Source organism: Corynebacterium sp. HMSC05E07, from assembly GCF_001807225.1.
GTDB classification, from domain to species: domain Bacteria; phylum Actinomycetota; class Actinomycetes; order Mycobacteriales; family Mycobacteriaceae; genus Corynebacterium; species Corynebacterium singulare.
Genome location: NZ_KV788229.1, coordinates 1 through 7,019, shown reverse-complemented (window position 1 = coordinate 7,019; position 7,019 = coordinate 1). Strand labels below are relative to the sequence as shown.

The window sequence follows — 7,019 nt, the reverse complement described above, 5'->3', positions numbered from 1 at the left end:
CGGCTTCTTGTTGTCGCCTTCGCCCGGCTTGTTCTCGTCCTTGCCTGGCTTGTTCTCGTCGGACGGCTTCTCGTCCTTGCCTGGCTTGTTCTCGTCGCCTGGCTTGTTCTCGTCGCCCGGCTTCTCATCGTCGCCCGGGGTGCCCGGCTTCTCGTCGTCGCCTGGGGTGCCCTCACCATCGGTATTGTCGCCGGTCTCGGTTCCGTCGGTGTTGTCGTCAGGTGCAGAGATCGGGATGATCTTGTCGTTGCCTGCAGTGTTGTCGGTCTCCTCAGCGGAAGCGGCAGCAACGCCGGCCATGGTCAGGGAGCTGGCCAGAGCGGCAGCAGTGAGGTTGCGGGAAATGCGCTTCATATTTCTTCTCCTAGGGAATTCGGGGACGTTGTATGAAAAGTCAATGTCGACATCAGTAGCGTGACCGCGTATTGAAATCGACTTCACACATGCTAACGAAGGTCGGCAAAGGATTGGCCAAGCTGTGAATAGTTATATGGGTATTCCACGGCAGCTATCAAGGGCTTGTCAGTGAGCGGTAATGTTCGCTGTCGCCGCTATGGTGCTACGAAAAAGCAAAAAGGTCTGCAAGGTGGTGGTGCAGTCGGGGAGAAGTCGTGGGGTAGATGCCGAGGGTGTTGACAGGCTTTACATAGGGAACATGCGAAAGGTTTTGACGGTGAGGGGTCCGACTATCGCGTGAAGTGCAACATATTGACGCATGGTTATGAGACAATTCACACACCTGCAACCCCCTAAGGAGAACTCATGCAATGGACAAAAGTAGGCGCGAGCCTCGCCGCCGTCGTCGCAGCGGCTGGCCTGACCGCATGCGGAGGAGACGGTTCCGGTGATGCGGCGGATGTTGATTTCATCAGTACCAACTCCACCGAACCCCAAAAGCCGCTTATCCCCGCGGACACCAGCGATGTGCCGGGAGCAACGCTCATTGACCTCATCTACTCAGGACTCGTGTATTTCGATGAGAACGGTGAGGTTCACAATGACCAAGCAGAAAGCATCGAGAAGACCGATGATGTGACCTACAAGGTCACGCTCAAGGAGGACGCGGTGTTTTCCGACGGCTCCCCGGTGCGAGCCCAGGACTACGTCGACACATGGAACAACGCGGTAGAAAACAGCATGCTCTCTGCCTACTTCTTCGAGCCCATCAAGGGCTACAAGGAAGGTTCAGCGAGCATGGAGGGGCTCAAGGTTGTCGATGAGAAGACGTTCACCATTGAGCTCGAAGAACCTACGGCGGACTTTGAGACCCGTTTGGGCTATTCCGTCTTCTTCCCCATGCACGAATCAGCCTTCGATGACATCGACGCCTATGGCCAAAACCCAGTGGGAAGCGGACCCTATAAGCTGCAGGAATGGAACCATAACCAAAACGCGATTCTGGTACCTAACGAGAAGTATGAAGGTGACCGTAAGGCGCAGAATGATGGTCTGAACTTCGTATTCTATGCCGATGCCAGCGCAGCATATGCGGATCTACTTTCGGGGAATCTGGATGTTTTGGAATCGGTGCCGTCCTCGGCCATGGCCAACTTTGAAACGGATCTCGGCGAACGTGCAGTGAATGAACCTGCTGCTATCTTCCAGTCCATCACTATTCCCGCGGGGGATGAGAACTTTAGCGGGGAGGCGGGGGCGTTGCGTCGACAAGCACTGTCCATGGCCATTGACCGCGACGAGATTACCCAGACCATTTTCCAAGGGACGAACACTCCGGCGGTGGATTTCACGTCGCCTGTGCTTAACGACGGCGCCACGGACATCCCCGGCAACGACGTTCTTACTTATAACCCGGACCAGGCGCGCGAGTTGTGGGCCAAGGCGGAAGAGATGAAGCCGTTTCAGGGTCCGTTTACCGTGGCGTATAACTCCGATGGCAGCCATAAGGAGTGGGTCGATGCCGTCGTGAACTTCATCCGGAACACCCTGGATATTGATGCGCAGCCAGCGCCGTATCCGGATTTCAAATCACTGCGCGATGATGTGACGAACAAAACGATCAACGGTGCATTCCGCACCGGCTGGCAGTCAGTGTACCCGTCGCCGTCGAGCTTCTTAGAGCCGCTTTATGCCACAGGTGCTGCGACTAACGACGCCGACTACTCCAATCCCGAGTTTGATTCACTACTGAAGAAGGCCGCTGCGGCTTCCAGTGAAGAGGATAATGTTGAGCGGGTCAATGACGCCCAAGCGGTACTCATGAAGGATCTTCCGGCTATTCCGCTGTGGTACACCAACTCCACCGGTGGCTACTCCGAGCGTGTAGATAATGTGATCTTTACGTGGAAGTCGAAGCCGCTGTATTACAAGGTGACTCTGAAGTAGAAGGCTTCAAGTCCTGCTACATGAAAGCGCTCCTCCACGGTTCGTGGTGAGGAGCGCTTTTTATGGAGAATTCGAAGCTGTTAGAAAGGCAGCTTGATGCCCAGGGACTTTGCTACGCCTGGGGCGATAGCAGCAATGGCACCCACGACACCGAGTACGGCGGCGACAATAGCGGCGATACCCAGGTCGGTTGGCTCGCCGTCAGCAGAACTCAGCTGCTCATCGAGGGAGCTGGATTCCTTGGGCTCTTCAGTCTTGGACTCCGACTGGGACGGGGTCGTGCTAGGCTCCGAAGGCTTTTCGGTGCTGGTCTCCGTGTTGGTCTCCGACGTCGGCGCCGCGGAAGTGGTGGAGCTCGGAGGGTTGTTGGCGATGGACTCCTGGATCTTCGCCGCATCCTCGTCCTGCTCGCCACAAGCCTCAGCATCAGACTTGGCAATCTCCATGACCTCAGCGCGGTTGAGGGTCAGCTCCTCGTTGTCAACGGCGCGCCACAGGCCGAAGTCTTCCTGTTTGAAGGTGTGCTCTTCGTCGTCGATGGTGGTGGTGATTTCCTCGGCGGGAGCCCAGCAGAAGTTGATCTGGCTGGTGGTCTCCGTGGTGGACTCCTCGTCCGCAGATGCGATGGTGGTTCCGGCGAGAACCAGGGAGCCGGTCAGGGCTGCGGTGGTCAGAGCGAGTGAGGACTTCTTCATATTCTTCTCCTGGGAATAGAGCGAGGATCGCTTGGATAGTGAGGTAGTTTCAGGCTACCGCAAGGCTATGCATATGGCGTGCACTTTTGCGGCTTGTCGAGAGCAGTAATAGAGGCAGGAATAGGGGACAGTGAAAACAGAGGGAGCCGCATGCCATCACACCTAAAAGGTGTCATGCAGCATGCGGCAATCCCACCCACTGCGTGGTATTAGCGGGTGATGGAGTTCTTAGATGAAGAACTTGCGGCGAGCGGCGAAAGCGCCAGCAGCAATCATGGCTGCGATGGCCAGTGCAGCAACGCCACGGGCAACCGTGTTGGAGCCGGTTTCGGCGGACATACCACGGGATTCGACCTCAGCCTTTTCTGCGGTGCTATCAGCAACCTTGCCGCCCTGGGCGATGACCTCGTCCTTGTTGGCCTCGAGCATCTGCTCAGAAGCCTCCTTCTCCTCAGCGGTAGGAGCGTCCTTCTGAGCTTCCTCCTGGGACTTGACGTAGGTCTTGCCATCCTTGGCCAAGTACCAGGTCACGCCACCGATGATGAGGGCTGCCGGCAGGGCCAGCCATGCCAGCTTGGTGGTGTCAAACTCAGACTCAGATCCGTCAGCGATTGGGTAGTCAACCGAGGACGGCGCAGTCGGCTCTTCGCCGGGGACACGATCAGAGGCATCGACGTCCGGAAGGAAGGTCTTAGTGGTGGATGGGATATTGGCCTCATCCTCTTCCATACCGTCAGCTTCGGGGAGCATGGACTTGGTAGTGGATGGGGTGCCTTCCCCGTTCCCCTCCGCCTGCAGCGCTGCTAGGGCCTCCTTAACCTTGGCAGCATCGAGCGGGGAACTGTCGGTGTCAGTCTTGTAACTGCCATCCTCCTGCTTGTAGTAGGTGGTGCCGTCCACCGTAATCTCGGCTGGGGAAGGAATTTGCGCGGTGGCAACGGCGGTGCCGCCGAGTGCAAGTGCGCCGGACAGAGCGGCGGCGGTCAGGGTGTGGGACATACGCTTCATAGGAGTACTCCTTGGATCGGGTCGTGAGAGGGAATCAATTTACTCAAGTCACAATAGTCACAACTTTCACACCTGTCACGATTGTTGTTGCACTTTCTCCTACTTCAAGAAGATCCGTGAAACGTAGCTTTCTCGGTATGTTCGAGGGATAGGAGGTGACGGATTAATTGAATAAATACCTGTCTAGGAGGCCTTTGTCGTTGGAGACCTTGAAGGCAGCTGCGAGGATTGTTCGAAAATTTTTCGCTTGAACAGCGATACCCCTGCTTGGGGCTATAACTTTGCTGGTGAGTCGAAGGAGGTGTGGCAGTTAGGCAGTGGGTTCTGGAGTTGAGGTCACGCCCTCAAACTGCCAGCCCACCACGGCATTGCGTACAGCGGCGGCGAGCAGGTTGGCCGGTTGGATGCAGCTAATGGTGAGCAAGCGACCTGGCATGGGGTCTTCGCCCCAAATGCTCGTGTCCTGCTCAAGGCCGTCCTTGGAAGGATCGTGTAGGTCGGTGGCGGTATACACCAGCCACTGTTCGCCGGAGTTTTCTGTGCGCAGGTACAGCTTGTCGCCAATGGAGGCCTTGTGCTCATCCGCACGGCCATCGTAGAGGTTATTGAACACCGCTGGTACGCCTGCGCCGGTGTGCCCGGCAATGACGACGATGTCTGGCGAGTCCGTGCCGGGAAGCGCATACGGCTTATCGTCCGCAGTGTAGGTGCAGGCTTTGCCCATCGAATCCGGGTCAATTTTATTGTCTTTGACGCGGCACGAGCCTTCCTCAAATTCTGCGTGCACATCGATCGACGGGATGTACATCTCGACTGCGGGAGAAGGTTCGATGGCGGCGGGGGGTTCGGCAATGACCTCTGCAGGTGGCTGCGGTGCCGGCGCGTCCGATTCCTTATTCACGTTGAGTGCGGCAACGATTCCGACAAATACGAGCGCCAGAACGAGGAGCATCCCCATCCCGCGGCGACTACTGGGCCTGCGGTGACGCGCTGCTTGGCGACGCCCCCCGGTTCCCCTCCTCACCCCGTCTGTCACCGTACGGGTGGACGCCTTCCGCGGGGACACCGGCGGGGAAGCAATTTGCCGGGATGAGGCCGGCGTGGTCGGGGTAGAAGGGGAAGAAGCTAAGCGCGTGTGGTTGGGACGCCGCCGCGGCCGGTAAGGCGGCCGTTCTGGGGCAGAGCCCTCGTGGTCTTGGGAAGACCGGTCGCGGCGGCGGGCGCGTTCTTTCTGAAGATCAATGCGGATCCCCTCTTCCGGCAGGCGGTAGCTGTCGCGCCGCGCCGAGTAGCGAGAATCCATGGGCAAGCTCCTGATAGTGAGGTGATTAAAGAAATAGGGTACTACTTCGTAGCAAGCTGATAACGCAGCGCATACGTGATGAGCCAGTGGGTAGACATGAAGTCGCCGTCGATAAGCTGAGGCTCCGCACTAGCCGCCAGTGCGTGGGCACGCGGTAGAGCGGAAGCATCGAAATACTCGGCGAGTTCACTCAGCATCCACGCCCTCGACAGCGCCAGACCGTAGAGGTGAGCCAGGCGGCCATCGGTGGGGTCGAGGACCTCCGGGATCTTTGTCAGAAAGTCCATTGCTTCGGCGCGGTGAGGAAGGAAGCCATCGAACCACTCGTCGAAATCCGGTAACACGCGGGACATGAGTAGCGCTTCTGATAACCCGTTGGATAAGAAGTCGTGTCCGGAAAGCTCCCACTCGAGCGGATAGTCACGGTCATTACCGAACAATCGAACGGCAGCTTCGCGCACTGAAGCTGCTAGGGAATTTAGCTGGAGTTTCTCTGCTGCTTCGAGGATGAGGAAGAGGTTGAATGCGGTATTGGAATGCATGCCGTGGCGCACCGGTTGGTTCAACGAGGCAAGCCAGCTTTGGCAATGCTGGGCGGTCAGCTCAGCTAGAGCCAGCAGTGGTTCGGTGGGCCGAACCGACGCCAACTGGAGCAGCCAGGCACGCCCATAAGGCATTTCATAGCCCGGATGCAGCGTAAGGTACTCATGTTCCACGGCGAGGGCTTTGGGGCTGAGGCGTTCGTCGAGAAGCGCAGCAAGTTCGGCTGGGGACTCTGGGCCGAGAGCTGCGTCCAGAAGCACCCCTGAATATTGCATATGGACACTGGAATGCCAGTCGAAACACCCGTAGAAACTCGGGTGCAGCTCCTGCGGGCGCACGTGGCAATCATCAGCGGACGCGCTCGTATGGTGCATGGCGGCGGGAAACTCGCGCTCGAGGACGCCCACAATCCCACTCGCCCATGCGCTAGCCATGGTCTCAAACTCTGTCATGAATCAAGTATGACAGAGGCCCCGGACATCTATTGTGACCTGTAGTTTCGTGGTTGTTCGCTACAGGGAAAGAGCAGCCTTCAACTGCGGGAGGAAAAACTCTGCTGCCTTAACAAGCCCAGCCACCGCCGCGGTGGCGAGAGCAACGACGCCACCGGCTGCGAGCAAGCAGAGGCGCTTTTCCTTCGCATCAATCTGTTCAAGCTCGCGCTCGTGCTCGTCGCGCAGCGCGTCTTTGACGTTGATATCCATGCTGAACTCGCCCCACGCCTGGGAGGCGAGCCGGTATTCCTCTTCGGCAGCTTTTATCTCTTCCGCTGAAGCGCCGGAATTCTTCAATTCTTCTAGCTTGAGGCGGGCGTCTTCAGCGTCCTGCCACATCTCTTTAGCCCGGGCTTCATCTTCTTCAGATGGCTTGTACTCTTCGGTCTCGTCTGCCTTGCTGCTAAAAGCGCTGAAGCAGTCTTCGCGCAAGCACCGAGAGGATTCCACGTTGAGCTCCTGTGCTGTCGCAGTAGGAACCGCTACGAGGCCTGCGGCGATGACTGTCGCCATTCCAAGGCAGGACCGACGATGCCACGAAATCATAGAAGTCTCCTTTAATAGGGAAAGTAGGGAAGTGGCTTTACTATATCGCGGGACGCGTGTTCAGAAGACTGAAATGGTAGCGGTGTG

General features: G+C 57.6%; 6 protein-coding genes and 1 pseudogene. 1 reads left to right on the top strand and 6 read right to left on the bottom strand.

From position 1 onward, the window contains the following. Nucleotides 1-354, bottom strand: a pseudogene (locus tag HMPREF3149_RS14025) (hypothetical protein); the annotation flags it as partial. A gap of 408 nt (nucleotides 355-762) precedes the next feature. Here HMPREF3149_RS14025 and HMPREF3149_RS06815 point away from each other — a divergent pair. Next, entirely contained in the window at nucleotides 763-2,343 is a 1,581-nt protein-coding gene (locus tag HMPREF3149_RS06815; protein ID WP_070537225.1) for a peptide ABC transporter substrate-binding protein, read from the top strand. 80 nt (nucleotides 2,344-2,423) lie between these two features. Here HMPREF3149_RS06815 and HMPREF3149_RS06810 read toward each other — a convergent pair whose 3' ends face one another. The 5 genes from HMPREF3149_RS06810 to HMPREF3149_RS06790 form a co-directional block, all read right to left on the bottom strand. Further along, on the bottom strand, nucleotides 2,424-3,038 hold the full coding sequence (locus tag HMPREF3149_RS06810) for a hypothetical protein (protein WP_070537224.1): 615 nt from the start codon (nucleotides 3,036-3,038) through the stop codon (nucleotides 2,424-2,426). Nucleotides 3,039-3,266: 228 nt separating this feature from the next. Next, on the bottom strand, nucleotides 3,267-4,046 hold the full coding sequence (locus tag HMPREF3149_RS06805) for a hypothetical protein (protein WP_070537223.1): 780 nt from the start codon (nucleotides 4,044-4,046) through the stop codon (nucleotides 3,267-3,269). Nucleotides 4,047-4,356: 310 nt separating this feature from the next. Beyond that, a complete protein-coding gene (locus tag HMPREF3149_RS13880; protein WP_246819958.1) occupies nucleotides 4,357-5,349 on the bottom strand; it encodes a sortase family protein in 993 nt (330 codons plus the stop codon). Nucleotides 5,350-5,390: 41 nt separating this feature from the next. Then, nucleotides 5,391-6,344, bottom strand: a complete 954-nt coding sequence (locus tag HMPREF3149_RS06795; protein ID WP_070537221.1) for a DUF2891 family protein — start codon at nucleotides 6,342-6,344, stop codon at nucleotides 5,391-5,393. Between the two features lie 60 nt (nucleotides 6,345-6,404). Then, a complete protein-coding gene (locus HMPREF3149_RS06790) occupies nucleotides 6,405-6,932 on the bottom strand; it encodes a hypothetical protein (RefSeq protein WP_070537220.1) in 528 nt (175 codons plus the stop codon). Between the last annotated feature and the right edge of the window lie 87 nt (nucleotides 6,933-7,019).